The sequence below is a fragment of the Endozoicomonas sp. SESOKO3 genome, assembly GCF_024606255.1.
The window spans coordinates 1-1,934 of sequence record NZ_JAHHPR010000586.1 but is presented as its reverse complement, the minus strand read 5'-3'; the positions used below and the strand labels follow the sequence as shown (position 1 = coordinate 1,934).

Below are 1,934 nucleotides of genomic sequence, written 5' to 3'. Positions count from 1 at the left end.
GATCCACTCCAGACGGTTTCACCACTGGCCGGATTCAGAGAATGGAATGTCTGACCTTCACCCTGAAGCCATTGTCCCTTAATAAATAGAGAACCTTTCATAATGTCACTCCTAATGTATTAGTGTTCAGGGCTGTTTATTGATAATTGTTCCGTTGTGGATTAAAGAGTGGCACGACTCTGAGTTCGTCTCCGTCTCGCACCTTCAAGGCTTCAGCCTGTTTCTGACTGATGTTGACGGATTCCAGTCCTTCAAACGACAGTTGTCCTGCCATGCAACGAAAGTTGCGGAAATGGCTGTTGGCCATTAGCCAGACCGTTTCATCCGTATCCACAAAGTCATGAACCCTGACCCGGTAGCGGCGGGAATCCCTGATTGCCCGGATATCTCTAAGCCGGGTTTCCAGCACCGGACCGCCATCAAAAATGTCGATATAGCCGGTGTATCGGAACCCTTCGCTCTCCAGTAGTTTTCTTGCGGGCACAGTATCCTGATGAGTCTGACCGATGACACTTTGGGCTTTTGCGGGTAACAGGTTGCTGTAGATGGGGTTGCGTGGCATCAACTCGGCGATAAAAGACTTACCCCGGGAGACCTGCTGGTCAGCTTCGACAAAGTCCACGGCAAAGAAATGTCTGCCCAAAGCTTCCCAGAAGGGAGATTCGCCATCTTCATCAGAGAAGCCACGAAGCTCGGCAATGATGTTATCGTCAAAGCGAGGCTCATGAGCAGCCATGAAAAGAAAACGACACTTGGACAACAGGTGTCCATTGCTGGATTTACGGTATTCCGGTGTCAGGAACAGAGTGCAGAGTTCTGAATGACCGGTGTAATCACTGCAAAGCGTCAGGGTCTTGATGCGGGTATAGACATCCAGTTCTCTGGAGGCATGTACCTGAGTGTTCACCTTGTAGTTGTACCAGGGGTCTTTCAGGCCTAGTGCGGACTCAATGCCGCAGACACCAACTACTTTTTCCGTTTTCGTGTCTTCCATGACGAACAGGTAGTAAGCTTCTTCCAGAGGCTTTTCAGCCCTGAAGGAGTTGACTGCCCAGTCGAGTTTTTTTTGCACCATGTCGGGATCAGGTTGCAGGGAAGAGAAACCCACGCCGGTCATCCGGGCAATCTGCCAGAGTGCGTCGTGGTCCTGTTCGGTAATGGGTCTGATTAACATCATAAGAAAATGTCAGGCCTCAGTGGTCGTTTTTTATGATTATCGTGATAGAAAAGAGCAGCTTGTGAAAAAACTGTTCTGTCACTTTTGCCTTCCTCAATGACTGAACAAAGTCAGATCATTGGGTTGACCTGGTATCGGTACTTTCAAAAATCTTGTCAGCAGAAACCGCTACGAACCCCTGGTAGAGCTTACCATTGGGCAGTGAGTAGCGCTTGGCAAACTCATAGAAACAGCCGGGGATCGCCCGGTCACCATCGGAGAAGCTGACGCTGACTTTGCCGGCCATGGTGGATGACTGTTCCAGAAGGACTTCGGGAGAACCTTTCACCAGACCTCCGCTTTCATTCAGTATGAAACCATTATCCTGCAGCATACGGTTCAGGACATGGATGTCATCATGAGATTGCAGGTGATTGATGGAGACAGTGAAGTGGTTGGGGCGGTAACCGAGGGCTGCCACCCAGGCAGCGTACTCACTTTCCTGTAATAGCAGGTCATAGTCTTGCAGGCTGACTGTCCAGGGACGCCCTGAAAAGCAGAAGTTATCCAGAAGAACAGATCCTTCAGTCACCTGGTCGACGAGGCTGTGGATAATTTTCTGAGCTTTACCTGATAGTGCCTCAACCAGCAGCTCACTAATAAATACTTTAGGCAGAGTGTCGTCTGGATGCTGGAAATGTTTAGCCACCAGTTTTCTGCCTGGAAATGCATAGTCGCCGCCGACAACATAGCCTGCATCGAGAAAGGGGCGGGCTAC

Annotated in this window: 2 protein-coding genes; both read right to left on the bottom strand. The window is 49.9% G+C overall.

Features of this window, described 5'->3' with window-relative positions:
• Positions 1-136: 136 nt before the first annotated feature.
• On the bottom strand, positions 137-1,177 hold the full coding sequence (gene astA, locus KDK18_RS09995) for an arginine N-succinyltransferase (protein WP_257254756.1): 1,041 nt from the start codon (positions 1,175-1,177) through the stop codon (positions 137-139).
• A gap of 115 nt (positions 1,178-1,292) precedes the next feature.
• The coding region (locus KDK18_RS09990; protein ID WP_257254755.1) for a DUF1338 domain-containing protein at positions 1,293-1,934 on the bottom strand (642 nt) is incomplete at its 5' end.